Consider the following 16,973-nt stretch of genomic DNA (forward strand, 5'->3'; position numbering starts at 1 on the left):
AGTTAAAACCCTTTATCTCAAATAAACTCGACTCCGTTTTCATCATAAGAAATTATCGGAGCTTAACCATGTTCGACATCATTGACACGCATACGCATGCCATCTCACCCGATCACCTGCGCTTTCCGCTGGCTCCGGTAGGGGGCAAGCAGTCGGATTGGTCTGCGCACCGTCCTGCAGACTACGACACCTTGCTGGCCGCAATGGATGAGGCCGGCATTGCGCGTGCAATGGTAGTGCAGGCGTCCACCGCCTACGGCAATGACAACAGCTATGTGGCCGAGGCGATCAAAGCCCATCCGGACCGCTTCAAGGGTGTGTTTTCCATCGATGTGCTGGCTCCGGATGCAGTGACAAAATTGAAATACTGGCTGGACCAGGGACTCAGCGGCTTGCGCCTGTTTACCACCGGCACCACCATGCCCGGACAAGCTGCATGGCTGGACGACGAGCGTTCTTTCCCGGTCTGGGGCTATGCGCAATCCAACAATATCTCGATCTGCCTGCAGATGACTGCCGCCGGTATTCCTGCGCTGCAAAACCTGCTCAAGCACTTCCCAAACAGCCGTGTGCTGCTGGATCACCTAGCCCGCCCGGATCTGGCAGGCGGTCCTCCTTACGAATCGGCGGCACCGCTGTTCAGCCTCGCGGCCCATCCCGGTGTCTACCTGAAGCTGACCAACCGCACCATCAATGAAGCATCGCGCGGCGCTTCCACGCCCGAGGCATTCTTTCCGCGCGTGGTGCAGGCCTTCGGCGCCAGGCGCATTGCCTGGGGTTCCAACTTTCCGTCTGCCGAAGGCTCGCTGGTGAGCTTGCTGGCCGAGGCAAAACAGGGACTTTCCATGCTGTCCGATGCAGATCGTGCCTGGATCTTCGGCGATACCGCCCGCAGTATCTACCCGGCACTGGTCGGAGCGCAGCCATGAACATCGAGAACGGCGTACTGACACTGAGTACCGCAATCAAGAGTTATGCACATACCGACAAGCTGATCTCGGGCGAGATCAACGATCCTCTGGTAAAACTGGATTGCGTGCAGGTCGAGCCGATACACCGCGCGTTCGCACCGATGGCGCGTAGCCAGGCTTTCGACGTCAGCGAAATGGCAATCGTCACTTACCTGCAGGCGAAGGCTTACAACAAACCGCTGATCATGCTGCCTACCGTCGTAGCGGCACGCTTGCAGCAGCCTTGCCTTATATGCAATGAGAAGCAAAAGCGCATCGGCCTGGACGACTTGCGCGGCGCCCGCGTCGGTGTGCGCGCCTACACGCAAACCACCGGCATGTGGGTGCGCGCCATCCTGGCACAGACCTATGGCGTACGCTCCGAAGATATCAATTGGGTCACTTTCGAAGGCAGCCATCTTGCAGAGTATCAGGATCCGCCATCGATTATCCATGCGCCGGCCGGCAAGGACATGAAATCCATGCTGCTTGCAGGGGAACTGGATGCCGCCATCTTCGGCAACGACCTGCCCAAGGATGAGGGCATCGTGCCGGTGATTCCCAATCCTGTCGAAGCCGATCGCATCTGGTATGCAGAACACCGTTTTGTCCCTATCAACCATGTGATCGTCATGCATCGCGCGGTCGCAGAAAAAAATGCGCAAAGCGTAAAATCGGTATATCGCATGTTCAAGGAAGGAAAGGCCTACGCCAAGCTTTCGCCGGACTTGCCAAATAAGCTACCCGACGGCATCAACGCGTTGCGGCAGCCGCTGGAAATGATCCTGGATTTCTGCAATACGCAGCAACTATTGCCGCGCAAACTGGAACTGGATGAAATTTTTGAAGATTGTATGGAATTCCTCGGCGAGGACGCTTACTAAGTAGTACCAATTTGCACCAGGTATTTCTGGTACGGATATCAAGCGTTGCTGTACCGATAAGTCGCCGAATAAGAGCGATATCAAAAAATTATTTAATCAAGGAGAACACTCTATGGACGTGCATACCCTGCCAGTCCGCCCCAAACCCAAGCGGCGCTTCTATGAGGACCTATCCTTTCAGGTCTTTCTCGGCATTGCCATCGGCATCGCTGTAGGCCACTTTTATCCGGACGCAGGAAAATCGATGCAGCCGCTGGGCGATGCCTTCATCCGCATCATCCAGATGGTGGTCGGCCCCATTATTTTCTGTACCGTCGTCAGCGGCATTGCCAATGTCGGCGATATGAAAAAGGTGGGCCGGGTCGCGATCAAGGCGCTGATCTATTTCGAAGTCATTACCTCACTGGCGCTGGTGCTCGGGCTGGTGACGATCAATCTGCTGCAGCCCGGCGTCGGCATGAATATCGACGTCGCCTCGCTCGATACCAATGCCGCCAGCTCCTATATCACGCAAGCGCATCAGTTCGTATCGATGAGCCAGTTTCTGCTGAATCTGATACCTAAGACCCTGGTGTCCGGCTTTGCCAGCGGCGATATCCTTCAGATACTGTTCTTTTCGGTGCTGTTCGGTTTCGGCATCGCAGCCGCCGGCGACCGCGCCAAGCCTGTGCTCAGCGTGATCGACAGTTTTTCTTCGGGCCTGTTCTGGATCATCGGCCTGGCGATGAAAATTTCCCCGATTGCCGCTTTCGGTGCAATCGCCTTCACGGTCAGCAAATTCGGCGTCGGTTCGCTGCTGTCGCTGGGCAAGCTGCTGGGCGAGTTTTACCTGACTTGCGGCCTGTTCTTCATCCTGATTCTGCTGCCGGTAACGCAGTTCAGCGGTTTCAGCCTGTTCAAGCTGATGCGCTATATCCGCGCCGAACTGCTGCTGGTGATAGGCACCAGCTCATCCGAAAGCGTATTTCCTCAATTGCTGCAAAAACTGGAACAACTGGGCTGTGAAAAATCTGTCGTCGGCCTGGTGCTGCCGGCCGGCTATTCCTTCAACCATGACGGCACCTGCCTGTACTTCGCCGCAGTGGCAGTCTTCCTGGCGCAGGCAACCAATACCGCTCTCGGCTGGGAACAGCAACTGTCGCTGCTGGTGGTCTTGCTGATCACATCCAAAGGCGGTGCCGGCGTAGCCGGATCGGCGATTGCGGTGCTGGCAGCGACACTGGCAGCCACCAATGCAATACCGGTATCATCCATTGCCCTGATACTAGGCATCCACCGCCTGATGTCTGCTGCCTTTGTCTTCGTCAATATCACCGGCAATGCAGTGGCCACGATCGTCGTCGCAGGATGGGAGAACGCGCTCGACCGAGACAAGATGCGCGCCGAACTGGACGCCGGCTACAAGGAACCAGAAATCCTTATCCACCACAAGGCAGCACTCAGCCAATAAACCCGCTTCAATCATTTCCCCGGATGCTTACATGACGAGCATGCTGCAAACGCCATAGAGCATTCCGGGGCCAAATCACAATTAGAACAATTTGATATGTCACTTTTACTGTGACAGGAGACTCTTCATGAAAAAATTTGCTCATAGCTTCGTTTTGCTTGCCTCGGTACTGGGTTCCAGCGCTTATGCGCAGTCCAATGTGGTGATCTACGGTGACGTTGACGGCGGCATACGCACACAGACCAACGCCAATGCCGCCGGCGGCACCAAGGTCTTCATGGGCTCGAACGGCTTCTACAATTCCAACAAGCTGGACTTCGCCGACCGCGAAGACCTGGGCGGCGGGCTGGAAGCCCACTTCCTGCTGGAAAGCGGCTTCAACCTGGCGACCGGCGCTTACGACAATACAACCGGCACGCCGTTCCAGCGCCAGTCTTACATGGGGCTGAAGGGTTCATTCGGCTCTATCGATTTCGGCCGCCAATATACGATTTCGCATGACTTCATCCTGGAGTACGATCCGTTCGGTTTCCGCTATACACCGCTGATTCCGTTGACACAGGCATCCAGCGGTACGCGTTTCAGCAACGATGCCAAGTACGTGGGCAAGTTCGGCCCTATCAAACTGGAACTGGAAAACTCGTTCGGCGAAACCGCAGGCAGTTTCAACAATGGCTCCGCGCGCGGCATAGGCCTGCAGTACTACATTGGCGACCTGACCATAGGCGCTTCGTATAACCGCCGCAGCATACTCGTCGGTACTACTTCGTACTTCAACGAAAACTATTACCTGGTGGGCGCTGCCTACAATATCGGCAGCTTGAAGATATCGGGCGGATATATGTCCGATACGCTGAACAACAAGGCGCCGGCGCCCGACCAGGTAACACACAATACCTTTGGCGGCGTCAGCTGGAACATCACCGAACTGATGAACCTGACCGGCGGCTACTACCAGACCAGGGTTTCCACCGACAAGGCAAGGCGCAAGGGCCTGGCCATCATCGGCCTGGACTATTCGCTGTCCAAGCGCACCAAGCTCTACATTGAATTCGACAATACGCAATACAGGAATGCGGTCGTCAGCACGCTGAATGCCTTCGGTGTGTCGGACCAGAATGCATTTACTTTTGGCGTCAACAGCAGGTTCTAGCAAGATCTAGCAAAAAAAGGAAATTTCCATGATCATCGATTGCCACGGCCACTACACCACCGCGCCCAAGGCGCTGGAGCAGTGGCGCAACCGGCAGATCGCCGGCATAGCAGACCCTGTGCTGATGCCGGCGGTCTCGGAGCTGAAAATCAGCGACGACGAATTGCGCGAATCCATCGAGTCCAACCAGTTGCGGCTGATGAAGGAGCGCGGCTCCGACCTGACCATCTTTTCGCCGCGCGCCAGCTTCATGGCTCACCACATCGGCGATTTCAATGTCTCTTCGACCTGGGCAGCGATCTGCAATGAACTATGTCATCGCGTGGCGCAGTTGTTTCCCGAGCATTTTGTCGGCGCCGCCATGCTGCCGCAATCGCCCGGCGTCGATCCGCGCACCAGTATCGCTGAGATGGAAAAATGCGTAAGAGAATACGGCTTTGTCGGCATCAACCTGAATCCTGACCCTTCCGGCGGCCACTGGACTTCGCCGCCGCTGTCGGACCGTCACTGGTATCCGGTTTATGAAAAGATGGTCGAGTACGATATCCCGGCAATGATACACGTCAGCACCAGTTGCAATGCCTGTTTTCACACGACCGGCGCACACTACCTGAATGCAGACACCACGGCTTTCATGCAATGCCTGACCTCGGACCTGTTCCAGGATTTTCCTACACTGAAGTTCCTGATTCCGCATGGCGGCGGCGCGGTGCCCTACCACTGGGGCCGTTTCCGCGGCCTGGCGCAAGAGATGAAGAAGCCCTTGCTGAAAGACCACCTGCTGAACAATATTTTCTTCGACACCTGCGTGTATCACCAGCCCGGCATCGACCTGCTGAGCAAGGTCATCCCGGTTGACAATATCCTGTTCGCCAGCGAAATGATAGGCGCGGTGCGCGGTATCGATCCTGAAACCGGGCATTACTACGACGATACCCGGCGCTATATAGAAAACACGCCTTACCTGAATGCCGAAACGCGGCAGCAGATTTTCGAAGGCAATGCCAGACGGGTATTTCCGCGGCTGGACGCAGCACTGAAACAGAAAGGATTGTGATCATGGCCAACCTGCTCAACCAGCTCGGCATCGTCCAGCGCAGCATCGTGCGCGCCGACCGCACCGCTGTAGAAAAGCTGGCCCGCTTCGGCGTGGCGACCATCCATGAAGCCATGGGCCGCACGGGATTGATGAAAACCAGCATACGGCCGGCGTACACCGGCGCGGCAACGTGCGGTACTGCGGTCACCGTGCTACTGCAACCGGGCGACAACTGGATGCTGCATGTGGCAGCGGAACAGATACAGCCGGGCGATGTGGTAGTGGCCGCCTGTACCACCGATAACGAGGATGGCTTCTTCGGCGATCTGCTGGCGACTTCGTTCCGAGCACGCGGCGCCCTGGGGCTGGTCATAGACGGCGGCGTGCGCGACGTGAAAGAACTGGAAGAAATGAATTTCCCTGTATTTTCACGCGCGATCAATGCCAAGGGCACCATCAAGGCAACGCTGGGATCAGTGAACATCCCTGTCGTCTGCGCCGGTGCGCTGGTCACCCCCGGAGACGTAGTCATCGCAGATGCCGACGGCGTTGTCGTCGTGCCTGCGGCTATCGTTCAACAGGTGGCCGATGCCGCTGAAGCGCGCGAAGCCAATGAAACCGGCAAGCGGGCGCAGCTGGCGTCCGGCGTACTCGGGCTGGATATGTACAAGATGCGCGAAGCGCTGGCTGCCGCCGGCTTGAAATACATAGACTGAAGCACAAAGACCGAAGCTCGCATGCAGGCAAAGCTGGCCTGCATGCGCGTATGCGCATGTCTGTATGTGTTACATCAGGCTGCCTTGACTGCCGCCTTCGCAATACTGGCAGCAGAAGGCAATTGCGCAACCTGCCAGCAGGCGTCCATCACAGCACGAGTCTGCGCTGCCGGCAAGATGCCGTCGGCCAGGTCGATGAACTTCGCCTCAAGCTGCTTGTCCGTCATCGGCACCTGCACGCTGCCGATCGCATGTTCGATGAATTTATGCAGCTTGCGGCCGTCCTTCAGCACAATCGTCATATCCACCTGCTCTGCCTTAATGGCCGGATCTATGGTCGCGTTGACCTTGTCGCGCAGTGCGATGGTCCTGGCATCCTGCACGGCGCGGTCGCTGTATTGCCGTTCACCTGCCGCGCCATCGATTATCGCCACTGCCACCGAATGGTAAATGCTGAACTTGCCTTCCAGGCCTATCTGCGGCGTCTTTTTCCCCGTCAGTTCTATCACCAGCGGATGCACCCGCAACTCCACTTTATCTATCATGTCGGCATTCAGCTTGTACTGGTTGCGCAACTGTATCGCAGCATCAATCGCCGGATGAATGACGATGCCGCAAGCAAAAGGCTTGTAGGTATTCAGCAGCGCTTCGTAGCGCTGTCCCAGTCCTTCGGTGATTTCCGCATAGTCCTGCTTGGTGCTGATGGTGTTGGCCCAGCCGCGCTTGGCCTCTATCATGCCTTCCGAACTGGTGTAGTCCCTGGCTGCCAGCAATGCGGCAAACAGGCCGTTGCTGGCGGCCTTTCCCGGATTGAAGCTCTTGTTCATGGAGCCGAAGGATTCGCGCAGGCCGACCGGCTGCGACGCCGCCAGGCCCAGCGCCCATACCATCTGCTGTTCGCTCAGACCCAGCAGCTTTCCTGCCGCCGCAGCCGCGCCGAACACGCCCGCAGTGCCGGTAATATGCCAGCCTGTGTCGTAATGATTGGGGTAAACGGAATTGCCTATCCTGCATTCTGTTTCCACCCCCAGCACCAGCGCATTCAGGAAATCTTTCCCTGAAACCGGCTGATATTCCGACAGGGCCAGGATGGCGGATGCCACCGGACCGGCGGGATGGATCACTGTTTTCAGGTGGGTATCGTCAAAGTCGAAGATATGGCTGCTGACACCATTCAGAAAGGCCGCATTCATGATGTCGAAACGGTCATTGCGGCCCAGCAGGCTGGCCTGCTTCGGCCCGGAGAAAGGAGCCAGCGCGGATACCGCACGTTCCACAGTCTCATGATGCGAACCGCCGATGGCAACGCCTACCCAGTTCAGCAGCGTACGCGTGCCTTCCTTGCGTACATTCTCCGGCAAATCTTCATAGCGGGAATTCACGATATAGCGTGCCAGCGTGCGGGTCACGCCCTGGCCGGCAGCATTGGCTGGCGCAGTTGCGGTGGCAGGCGTGACAGCAGTGGCAGCTGAGGCGAGGGCTGGAAGCATAGGCATGGCGCAGGCAATTGCCCCGGCGGAAGTGGATTTAAGGAAATTACGGCGAAGGCTGTCATTCATGGCATTGTCTCTCTGGAATATTTTTCGGACCCGCTAGGCGTTTCGGGCTGCTTCTAAGCAGTGCGGGCTTGCAGCAGCAGATGATGCGGCATCGCTGTTAGAATGTGAAATGCAAAATTCGGAGGTATTCATGCATGTCACGCATAAATTTTGATTTATCCGATCTGCGGGCCTTTATCGCGGTCGCGGATCACGCCAGCTTCAGCGTCGCCTCGGCTGAATTGCATTTGTCGCAATCAGCCATGTCCCGGCGCATAGAAAGGCTGGAAAATGCACTGGGAGTCAGCCTGTTCGAGCGCACCACCCGCAAGGTCGAGCTGACTACGGTAGGGCGCGAGTTCTTGCGCAAGGCACGCGAGCTGCTGGTCGGCCTGGAAGAGTCGATGATGGGCATGCGCGATACCGCTGAAAAGATGCGGGGAGAAGTCACCGTCTCCTGCGTGCCGTCGGCGGTGCGCTATTTCCTGCCCGATGTGCTGAAGACTTACCATCAGCAATATCCGAATATGCTGGTGCGGGTGATAGACGAAGGCGCAAATGAAGTGCTGGCCGCAGTCGCGCGCAGCGAGGCGGATTTCGGCCTGAATTACATTGGTATCCAGGAACCGGACATCGACTTCCAGGCGATATTGAAAGAGGCTTTCGTACTGGCCTGCCGCAGCGACCATCCGCTGGCCGGCAGGAAAAAAGTAAGCTGGGCCGAACTGGGAGACTATGAATACATGACGGTGACGCGGGCCAGCGGCAATCGCGTCGTGCTGGACCAGGCATTGGCCGAAAGCGCGATCCGCCCGCGCTGGTTTTGCGAGGTAAGGCATGTGCTGACCCTGGTTGGCCTGGTCGAAGCGGGGTTGGGCATTGCAGTGGTACCCAGGCTGGCGATGCCACAGGAAGGACATCCGTCGCTGCTCAGCATACCGCTGGCAGAACCGGCAGTCAGCCGCACCATAGGCTTGATCAGCCGGCGCGGCAGGCCGCTACCGCCAGCGGCGCAAAGGCTGTACGACATGATACTTGCGATGCGGCAGCTACCCCGTAGCCGCGCCGTCAAGACACGAAAGCTGACCGCTTAAATTGAGTTGTCTTTGAGAAGAAACAAGCCGGGCCTATTTCCACCAGGCAGCCTTGAGTTCGTTCAGCATGCCGCCAGTCAATTCTTCCGCCGATTTGCCCATGATCTCGCGCGAGGAATCGGAGACGATCTTGCGTAGCCACTGCACCTCGGCAGCGGCATGCGAACGTTCATGCCAAAGCATGAAGAAACGCATCTTAGGCATGGCGACCGGCATAGGCAAGACCGCTATCGGCCACTGGCCGGCGAAGTGCATCGCAAAGCTGCGGCTGGTGGTAAAAATCAGGTCAGTCTTGGACAGCACATACGGCACCATGCCGAAGTAAGGAATGGTCATCTTGATCTGCCGCTTCAGGCCCTGCTCCGCCAGCGCGCTGTCGATGATGCTGCGGTGTCCCATCATGTACGGCGTCGGCGCCAGATGCGCCATCTCCAGGTAGTATTTCAGCGACAGGCCCTTCTTGACCACCGGATGTTCCTTGTTGATCATGCACACCAGTTCATCCTCGAACAGTTGCGCCAGGTGCAGATGCTGCGGCAAGTCCGGCCAGTTGCCGATGACCACATCCAGTTCCCCGCTCTCCAGCGCTGATGAGTAATCGAAACCGGCATTCAGCGAATGCACGACCAAGCCTGCATGCGGCGCCTGTTCGCGCACTTTTTCCATGATCAGCGGGATCAGCAGTACGCTCAGGTAATCCGGCGCTCCCAGGTGGAAAGTCCTTTGCGTCTGCGCAGGCAGGAAGGCGGGCGCCGGGCTGGAAATACTCTCCATCACACTCAGGCCCTGCTTGGCCAGCAACAGCAATTCTTCGCCGCGCTCGGTCGCGGTCATACCGGTTTTACCTCTGACCAGGATGGCGTCGCCGGTAATCTCGCGCAACCGCTTCAACATATTGCTGATTGCGGGCTGCGACTGGCCTAGTTTCATCGCGGTGCGCGTCACGCTGCGCTCCACCAGCAAAGTGTGCAGCACACGCAGTAAATTGGTGTCCAGATGATCGTGCGGTCGGTTACTCATAGTTCAGTGTGTCAGGTCGGGGGTGTTAGGGCAGAAAAAGAAATTTTTAGCCACTGTTGCCTACTTTTATCCAGACTAAACCAAATTAGTATATGTGAATAGCCTTAATTGACTGGCCAGACCGGCAGAAGCGCAATTACCCTGATGCGCTGCAGGAAGTGCAAACCTCGCCGTCAACAAAGACTTTCAGCTCACCCGGCTGGAACTGGGTCCAGCTTTCATTCGTGGTCAGCGGTTCCGTCACGATCACCGCCACCCTGTCTTTCGGCGTCGTCACTTCGGCAAAATCCACGCTGACCTCTTCATCCGACAGCTTGGCCGTGGTGAACGGATACTGGCGCACGATATAGTGCAGCTTGGTCGAGCAGTGCGCAAACAGCGCCTCGCCGTTGGACAGCATCATATTGAAGGTGCCGTGGCCGGCGATTTCCGCCGTCGCCTGCTTCAGGAAAGCCGTCAGTTCAGCCAGGGCCGGCAGTACCTCGCCGAAATGCCTGCGCATTTTTTGCAGCAAATAGCAAAAGGCCCGCTCACTATCGGTATTGCCTACCGGCTTGTAGGGACCGTCCAGCACCGGATCGAAATTCTTCAGGTCGCCGTTATGCGCAAACACCCAGTAGCGGCCCCAGCATTCGCGTACAAAGGGGTGGCAATTTTCCAGCGTCACCTGTCCCTGTGTTGCCTTGCGTATATGCGCGATCACATTCTTGGACTTGATCGGATAGCGCTTGATCAGTTCCGCAATCGGCGATGCCACTGCCGCCTGGTGGTCAACAAACAGGCGCACGCCGTTTCCTTCAAAAAAGGCGATGCCCCAGCCATCCTTGTGTTCATCGGTGCGGCCGCCGCGCGTGGCAAAGCCGGTAAAACTGAACACGATGTCAGTCGGGGTATTGCAATTCATTCCTAGCAGTTGGCACATGGCGATTCGATATTCAGAACAGACGATACGAAATTACCTGATGGTACTACCTTTCGTCGGCGAATTGCCCGCAAAGTCGGTCATCTCACCCGCTCCCAGCGCAAAAATCATGCTGAAAAAGCCACAGCACCACGCAATCGCCGGGGCAATATACAAAACGCTACAAGTACAGAATAGGCGCGCCAGCCCGACAAATGGTGAAATATCATCAAAATCAAATAACCAACATGCAGAGTTCCCACATCTGCCGTATGGTTTTATGAACGACATTACATCACCCGAATTGCGAATATCAATAGCTGAAATGGTAGGAAGCATCCATACAAACAGTTAAGATGCGGCCTGTCCGAAAGGGAAAGAATTTTTTACGCAGCTTCATGGGTTGGAATTTCATAATAAAGCGAGGAGAGAGGAACAAAATGTTATTTCTGGAGAAATTTTTCAAACTTAAGGATCATGGGACCGACGTACGCACCGAGCTGCTCGCCGGTCTCACCACCTTCCTGACGATGGCTTACATCATCTTCGTTAACCCGTCCATCCTCGGCGATGCGGGCATGCCCAAGGATTCCGTATTCGTCGCGACCTGCGTCGCTGCGGCGCTGGGCACCCTGATCATGGGCCTGTACGCCAACTACCCTATCGCACTGGCGCCGGGCATGGGCCTGAATGCGTATTTTGCCTATGTCGTGGTCAAGGGCATGGGCCTGCCCTGGCAGGTGGCGCTGGGTTCGGTCTTCATTTCCGGCTGCCTGTTCCTGTTTGTCAGCGTGTTCAAGATACGCGAGCTGATCATCAACGGCATTCCCAACTCGATACGCACCGCCATTACGGTGGGGATAGGCCTGTTCCTCGGCATTATTTCGCTGAAAAGCTGCGGCATCATCGCTTCCAATCCTGCCACCTTTGTGACACTGGGCAATCTGCATGAGCCTGCGCCCATCCTGGCCATCCTCGGCTTTTTCCTGATCGTGGCGCTGGACAGGCTGAAAGTGCGCGGCGCCATCCTGATCGGCATCCTGACGGTGACTATTGCCAGCTTCATCTTCGGCGGCAACAAGTTCATGGGCGTCGTTTCTACTCCGCCTTCACTGGATCCGACCTTGTTCAAGCTGGACATCATGGGTGCGCTGTCCATAGGCATACTGAACGTGGTGCTGGTGTTTTTCCTGGTGGAGTTGTTTGATGCGACCGGCACGCTGATGGGTGTGGCCAACCGTGCGGGCCTGCTGAAAGCAGGCAAGCTGGACCGCATGAACAAGGCCTTGCTGGCAGACAGCACCGCGATTGTTGCCGGTTCCTTCCTCGGCACTTCCAGCACTACTGCTTATATAGAAAGCGCCGCCGGCGTACAGGCGGGTGGACGTACCGGCCTGACGGCAGTCACTGTTGCCGCGCTGTTCCTGGCCTGCCTGTTCATCTCTCCGCTGGCCGGCACCGTGCCTTCGTATGCAACCGCACCGGCGCTGTTCTATGTCGCCTGCCTGATGCTGCGCGAACTGACCGAGATCGACTGGGAAGATACGACCGAGAGCATTCCGGCTGCAGTGACTGCATTGCTGATGCCCTTCACCTACTCCATCGCCAATGGCGTGGCCTTCGGCTTCATCACCTATGTCGTGCTGAAACTGCTGACCGGCCGCGTGAAGCAGGTGTCGGCGGTTGCCGGCATCATCTCCAGCGTATTCCTGTTCAAGTTCATCTACCTGGGCGCAGGCTGACCAGACTCATCTGCAGGTAAAGAAAAAGGGAGCCAGTTCATTCGTGGCTCCCTTTTTTATCCTTGCTGCATCAGTACAATCGTACTATGCAATAGCAACTACTTAACAACTACTCAAGCTTCCAGACGAAATCAATCTTGGCCCACACTTGGTCAGGTTTGCCGTCCTTGGCACCCGGCTTGAATTTGCACTGGCTGAACGCACCCAGCGCAGCCTTGTCCAGGCTCTTGGAGCCGCTGGACTTTTCAACCTTGGAATCGACCACTTTGCCGTCGACGCCGACCAGGAAGCCCATGCCGACAGTGCCGGTCTCTTCATTCATCAGTGCAGCTTTAGGATACTTAGGCTGGTCGCAGGACTTGGGGTCCAGTACCGGAGCCGTTTCGGCCGCCAGCGCAGACGCAGCTGCCGTCAACAATACAGCGGAAACCAAGGTGGAAAGCGTGGAAAAGCGGGCATTCATAGTCATACTCTTTTCAAATTATTTATAAACTCTGCGACCGGTATTTGCTACCGGCCGCATTCCTTCATTGCGACCAAATCAAACTCTTAATTAAAACTCAACCCATTCATCATTCTGGCTGCTCTTGGCGGAAGCGGCCGCTGATTTGCGCGCAGGCTTGGCTGTCGTAGCTGGCCTGGCTGCAATCGCCTTGGGCTTGTTGGCCCTGGACTTGATCGCGACCGGCTTGGCCTCTACGCGCTGCACTACCGGTGCAGCGCTTGCAGCGGAAGCTGCCTGTGCTGCAGACGTGATGTTGAACTGGTCGGCTGCGCTCAGCTTGAAGATGCTGACCACGCGCGCCAGTTCTGCGGCCTGGTCTTGCAGGCTTTGTGCAGCAGCGGCAGCCTCTTCTACCAGCGCAGCATTCTGTTGTGTCACGCCGTCCATCTCAATGATGGCGTGATTGACTTCCTCGATGCCCACACTTTGCTCCTGGCTGGCGGCGCTGATTTCGGCAATGATATCGGTCACATGTTTCACACTCGTGACTACCTGGTCTATCGTGATACCAGCTTGTGCCACCAGCTTGCTGCCGACTTCCACTTTTTCTGAAGAGTCGCCGATCAGGGTCTTGATCTCTTTCGCTGCAGCGGCGCTACGCTGTGCCAGGTTGCGCACTTCGGCCGCAACCACCGCAAAACCACGGCCCTGCTCACCGGCACGCGCAGCTTCCACTGCCGCGTTCAGTGCCAGGATATTGGTCTGGAAGGCAATGCCGTCGATCACGCTGATGATGTCCACGATTTTCTTCGCGGATTCATTGATCGAGCCCATCGTATCCACTACCTGCGCGACGACCACGCCGCCCTGGCGCGCTACTTCCGATGCGGAAGCTGCCAGTTGATTGGCTTCGCGTGCATTGTCGGCATTCTGTTTCACCGTTACCGTCAGTTCCTTCATCGACGATGTGGTTTTTTCCAGCGAGCCGGCTTGCTGTTCAGTACGGGAAGACAGATCCAGGTTACCGGTAGCGATTTCGCTGGAAGCCGTTGCAATCGTGTCGGTACCGACGCGCACCTGGCCGACGATATTCACCAGGCTGTCGCGCATGGCTTTCATTTCAGCCAGCAGGCTGGAATTGTCGCCCTGCTTGGTATCGATAGGCGCGGACAAATCGCCGGCAGCAATCTGGCTGGCAATCTTGGCCGCATAGTCAGGCTCGCCGCCCAACTGGTTCAGCAGGCTGCGGGTAATTGCCCACGCTGCCGCAATACCAGCCAATACCGCCAGTACGCCCAGGATGATCATCATGCTGCTGGCGGTGGCAAATGCGGATTTGGCATCGGTCGCAATTTGCGCATTAATCTTGTCTTCCAGCGTCACCATCTCATCCAGCGCATCCAGCCATTTCTTTTGCACCGGGCGGATTTTCTTGATCAGCGTAATAGTCGCCGCTTCCGGATCATTGGCCATGCCCAGGGCCTGCGCCTTGGCCGGCAGGCCGGACGACGCCGCTTCCTGCTCTTTCAGCTTGGCCAGCAAGGCCTTTTCTTCCGCAGATGTACCAGCTTCGCTGGCAAACATGTCGGACAGCTTGGCTTCGGCTTCGCTGTATTTTTTGGACTGTTCCTTGATCTTTGCCAGCTCCGGCTCCATGTCGCCGGCATCGGTCAACAGAGTCAGATTACGCAAGGAAACCATGCGATCGTACACAATCGCGCGCATATCCATGACTAGGCGGCTCTCCACATTGCTCACGCCTATCACTTTTTCCAGCCGGCCCTGTATTTGCGACATACGGGCAATACCCAATACGGTAGTTGCTACCAGCAGTGCCAGCACCAGAGCAAAGCCAACAGCCAAACGTTTGCCTACCTTCATTTTTGCTAAGTTCATTTAGTTTCTTTTATTAAGTAATGTAAGAAATTGCAGCATGTGTCTTGCGGATTTACGCTAAAGCTTTCCGTTTTCTTATGACACGCTCATTAATGGGGCGAGGGTAAATTGATCGAAGTACTCGATTAAAGGGCTATTTCCCATTCTTCTCCCACTATTGATTCACAATAAAGATGATAAATATCAACTATATCTGACCAAGAATATACTCGATTTTTTCTGTATAGCAAGGTTTTCTCCGTGAAATTTCCCGTCTAAATAAGATGCCTTACCGCAACAAATTCCAAAGTATTTTCAAACACTTAAATCACACAATATGCATAAGTTATGCACAAAAAATGTGCAACCTAATGAATGCAGCAATTTAACAATTGAACAGAATTTTCTTTGCCTGAGCACATAAATGTACTGACATTGATATTGCGCATCATCATTCGCATATGGTCATTTTCTACACGGGTGTTAATCTCAAACTGTGGAAGGAAGCGGCCATTGTTGCCTTGGCTTTACGCAACATTCGTGCCTGTTCGCACATGTCCCGTGCGAATAAACAACAATGAAGCGGCATCCTCCATGGCGGGATTTCAACAATGGCAAGGAAATTGCTGGTCCCGAAGAAAAATTATGATGGAGAATTCATGTCGGAACCGATTCGTTTTTACTACCGCGGCAGCACCCATAGCGTAGACCGCTCAGCCACTACCCAGACCGTCTTGCAGCATCTGCGGGAAGACTTGCATTGCACCGGCACCAAGGAAGGTTGCGCCGAGGGCGATTGCGGGGCCTGCACTGTCGTCATCGGTGAACTGCAAAATGGCCAGGTAAGCTTGAAATCGGTGAATTCCTGTATACAGATGCTGCCTACGCTGGACGGCAAGGCCTTGTTCACCGTGGAAGACCTGAAAAACGAAGACAGCCTGCATCCGGTGCAACAGGCGATGGTGGAATGCCACGGCTCGCAATGCGGTTTTTGCACCCCCGGCTTTGTAATGTCGCTGTGGGATCTGTACCTGAAAAATGAAGATTCCGCCGAAAAACCGCAACGCAAGCAGATCGACGATGCCCTTTCCGGCAACCTGTGCCGCTGTACCGGCTACCGCCCTATCATCGACGCGGCGCAGCGCATGTGCGAGCTGCCGCGGCAAAAATTCGACCGCGCCGCGCTGGCCGGCGCACTGCAATCGCTGCAAAGACAGGAATCTTTCAGCTATAGCCACAATGGCCAGAGCTTCCACGCACCACGCACACTGGCGGAACTGCTGGCCTTGAAGGCCGAGAAACCGGGCGCCTGCATCCTGGCCGGCTCCACCGATGTCGGCCTGTGGGTCACCAAGCAGATGCGCGACCTGGGCGACATCATCTACCTGGGCCAGGTGGCCGAGCTGAAGCAGACAAAACTCAAGGACGGCATGCTGGAAATCGGCGCATCGGTATCGCTGAACGATGCCTACCAGGCCATCTGCGAACACTATCCGGAACAATTGACCGAGCTGTGGAAGCGTTTTGCCTCCCTGCCCATACGCAATGCCGGCACGCTGGGCGGCAATGTAGCCAATGGCTCCCCTATCGGCGATTCCGCACCCTGGCTGATTGCGCTGGGCGCAGAAGTGGTGCTGAACGGCGGCCGTGGACGGCTGGTGATGCCGCTGGAAAAACTGTATCTGGCCTACCAGAAAAAAGACATGCAGGCCGACGAGATCGTCGAAGCCGTGCGCGTGCCCCTGCCGGCCAAGAACCAGATATTCCGCACCTATAAGCTGGCCAAGCGCTTCGACCAGGACATTTCTGCCGTATGCGCAGCCTTTTCCGCTACATTGAACGACGGCAAAGTCAGCAATGTGCGCATTGCCTACGGCGGCATGGCGGCGACTTCAAAACGCGCCGGCCAGGCCGAAGCAGCACTGGAAGGCCAGCCCTGGGACAAGGCCAGGCTGGAGGCCGCAGTCGCGGCACTGGCACAAGACTATGCACCGCTGTCCGATATGCGCGCTTCCAGCGAATACCGGATGAAAACCGCGCAAAATCTGCTGCGCCGCTTCTGGCTGGAAACCCGCGCCGACGCCCCTCTGGCCGCCGCTGCAGTGAATGCTTTCGCCAGCGCCACGCCTGCTGCCGTGCAGGCATGATGAACCACTAACGGAGATA

15 protein-coding genes are annotated in these 16,973 nt (G+C 56.3%); 10 read left to right on the forward strand and 5 right to left on the reverse strand.

The annotated features are described in order from the left end of the window. Positions 1 to 68: 68 nt before the first annotated feature. The 6 genes from IEW12_RS23610 (at position 69) to ligK (ending at position 6,192) form a co-directional block, all read left to right on the forward strand. Complete coding sequence (locus IEW12_RS23610; protein ID WP_188568593.1) at positions 69 to 929, forward strand: amidohydrolase family protein; 861 nt, start codon at positions 69 to 71, stop codon at positions 927 to 929. Beyond that, entirely contained in the window at positions 926 to 1,834 is a 909-nt protein-coding gene (locus tag IEW12_RS23615) for a substrate-binding domain-containing protein (RefSeq protein ID WP_188568594.1), read from the forward strand. The genes IEW12_RS23610 and IEW12_RS23615 overlap by 4 nt, the downstream gene beginning before the upstream one ends. A gap of 112 nt (positions 1,835 to 1,946) precedes the next feature. Further along, complete coding sequence (gene dctA / locus IEW12_RS23620; protein ID WP_188568595.1) at positions 1,947 to 3,284, forward strand: C4-dicarboxylate transporter DctA; 1,338 nt, start codon at positions 1,947 to 1,949, stop codon at positions 3,282 to 3,284. Positions 3,285 to 3,411: 127 nt separating this feature from the next. Further along, on the forward strand, positions 3,412 to 4,437 hold the full coding sequence (locus tag IEW12_RS23625) for a porin (RefSeq protein ID WP_188568596.1): 1,026 nt from the start codon (positions 3,412 to 3,414) through the stop codon (positions 4,435 to 4,437). A gap of 28 nt (positions 4,438 to 4,465) precedes the next feature. Then, complete coding sequence (locus IEW12_RS23630) at positions 4,466 to 5,494, forward strand: amidohydrolase family protein (RefSeq protein WP_188568597.1); 1,029 nt, start codon at positions 4,466 to 4,468, stop codon at positions 5,492 to 5,494. Positions 5,495 to 5,496: 2 nt separating this feature from the next. Next, complete coding sequence (gene ligK / locus IEW12_RS23635) at positions 5,497 to 6,192, forward strand: 4-carboxy-4-hydroxy-2-oxoadipate aldolase/oxaloacetate decarboxylase (RefSeq protein ID WP_188568598.1); 696 nt, start codon at positions 5,497 to 5,499, stop codon at positions 6,190 to 6,192. 74 nt (positions 6,193 to 6,266) lie between these two features. On the opposite strand, the gene IEW12_RS23640 is transcribed toward ligK, so the two are convergent. Next, the gene (locus IEW12_RS23640; RefSeq protein ID WP_443098509.1) at positions 6,267 to 7,688 is read right to left on the reverse strand and encodes an MmgE/PrpD family protein; all 1,422 of its coding nucleotides are present in this window, start codon (positions 7,686 to 7,688) and stop codon (positions 6,267 to 6,269) included. 206 nt (positions 7,689 to 7,894) lie between these two features. On the opposite strand from IEW12_RS23640, the gene IEW12_RS23645 reads away from it, so the two are divergent. Next, positions 7,895 to 8,824 carry a LysR family transcriptional regulator gene (locus IEW12_RS23645; protein WP_188568872.1) on the forward strand — a complete coding sequence of 310 codons (930 nt, stop codon included), beginning with the start codon at positions 7,895 to 7,897 and terminating at the stop codon, positions 8,822 to 8,824. 33 nt (positions 8,825 to 8,857) lie between these two features. Here the strand turns inward: IEW12_RS23645 and IEW12_RS23650 are convergent, their stop codons facing one another. Both IEW12_RS23650 and IEW12_RS23655 read right to left on the reverse strand, forming a co-directional pair. Continuing rightward, positions 8,858 to 9,844: a LysR family transcriptional regulator gene (locus IEW12_RS23650; protein WP_188568600.1), complete on the reverse strand. Its 987-nt coding sequence runs from the start codon at positions 9,842 to 9,844 to the stop codon at positions 8,858 to 8,860. Positions 9,845 to 9,980: 136 nt separating this feature from the next. Further along, entirely contained in the window at positions 9,981 to 10,766 is a 786-nt protein-coding gene (locus tag IEW12_RS23655; RefSeq protein ID WP_188568601.1) for a class II glutamine amidotransferase, read from the reverse strand. Here IEW12_RS23655 and IEW12_RS23660 point away from each other — a divergent pair. Together IEW12_RS23660 and IEW12_RS23665 are read left to right on the forward strand one after the other, a co-directional pair. Next, positions 10,765 to 11,100, forward strand: a complete 336-nt coding sequence (locus tag IEW12_RS23660) for a hypothetical protein (protein WP_188568602.1) — start codon at positions 10,765 to 10,767, stop codon at positions 11,098 to 11,100. The two genes, IEW12_RS23655 and IEW12_RS23660, sit on opposite strands and share 2 nt — an antisense overlap. Positions 11,101 to 11,185: 85 nt before the next feature. Further along, positions 11,186 to 12,487, forward strand: coding sequence for an NCS2 family permease (locus tag IEW12_RS23665; RefSeq protein WP_188568603.1), 1,302 nt, complete (start codon positions 11,186 to 11,188; stop codon positions 12,485 to 12,487). Positions 12,488 to 12,596: 109 nt separating this feature from the next. Here the strand turns inward: IEW12_RS23665 and IEW12_RS23670 are convergent, their stop codons facing one another. Further along, positions 12,597 to 12,956, reverse strand: coding sequence for an energy transducer TonB (locus IEW12_RS23670; protein WP_371874573.1), 360 nt, complete (start codon positions 12,954 to 12,956; stop codon positions 12,597 to 12,599). Between the two features lie 84 nt (positions 12,957 to 13,040). Further along, the gene (locus tag IEW12_RS23675) at positions 13,041 to 14,828 is read right to left on the reverse strand and encodes a methyl-accepting chemotaxis protein (RefSeq protein ID WP_229751314.1); all 1,788 of its coding nucleotides are present in this window, start codon (positions 14,826 to 14,828) and stop codon (positions 13,041 to 13,043) included. Positions 14,829 to 15,466: 638 nt separating this feature from the next. On the opposite strand from IEW12_RS23675, the gene xdhA reads away from it, so the two are divergent. Further along, a complete protein-coding gene (gene xdhA, locus IEW12_RS23680) occupies positions 15,467 to 16,954 on the forward strand; it encodes a xanthine dehydrogenase small subunit (protein WP_188568604.1) in 1,488 nt (495 codons plus the stop codon). Positions 16,955 to 16,973 lie beyond the last annotated feature (19 nt).

It is taken from the genome of Parundibacterium terreum (assembly GCF_014636315.1).
Taxonomy (GTDB): Bacteria; Pseudomonadota; Gammaproteobacteria; order Burkholderiales; family Burkholderiaceae_D; genus Undibacterium; species Undibacterium terreum.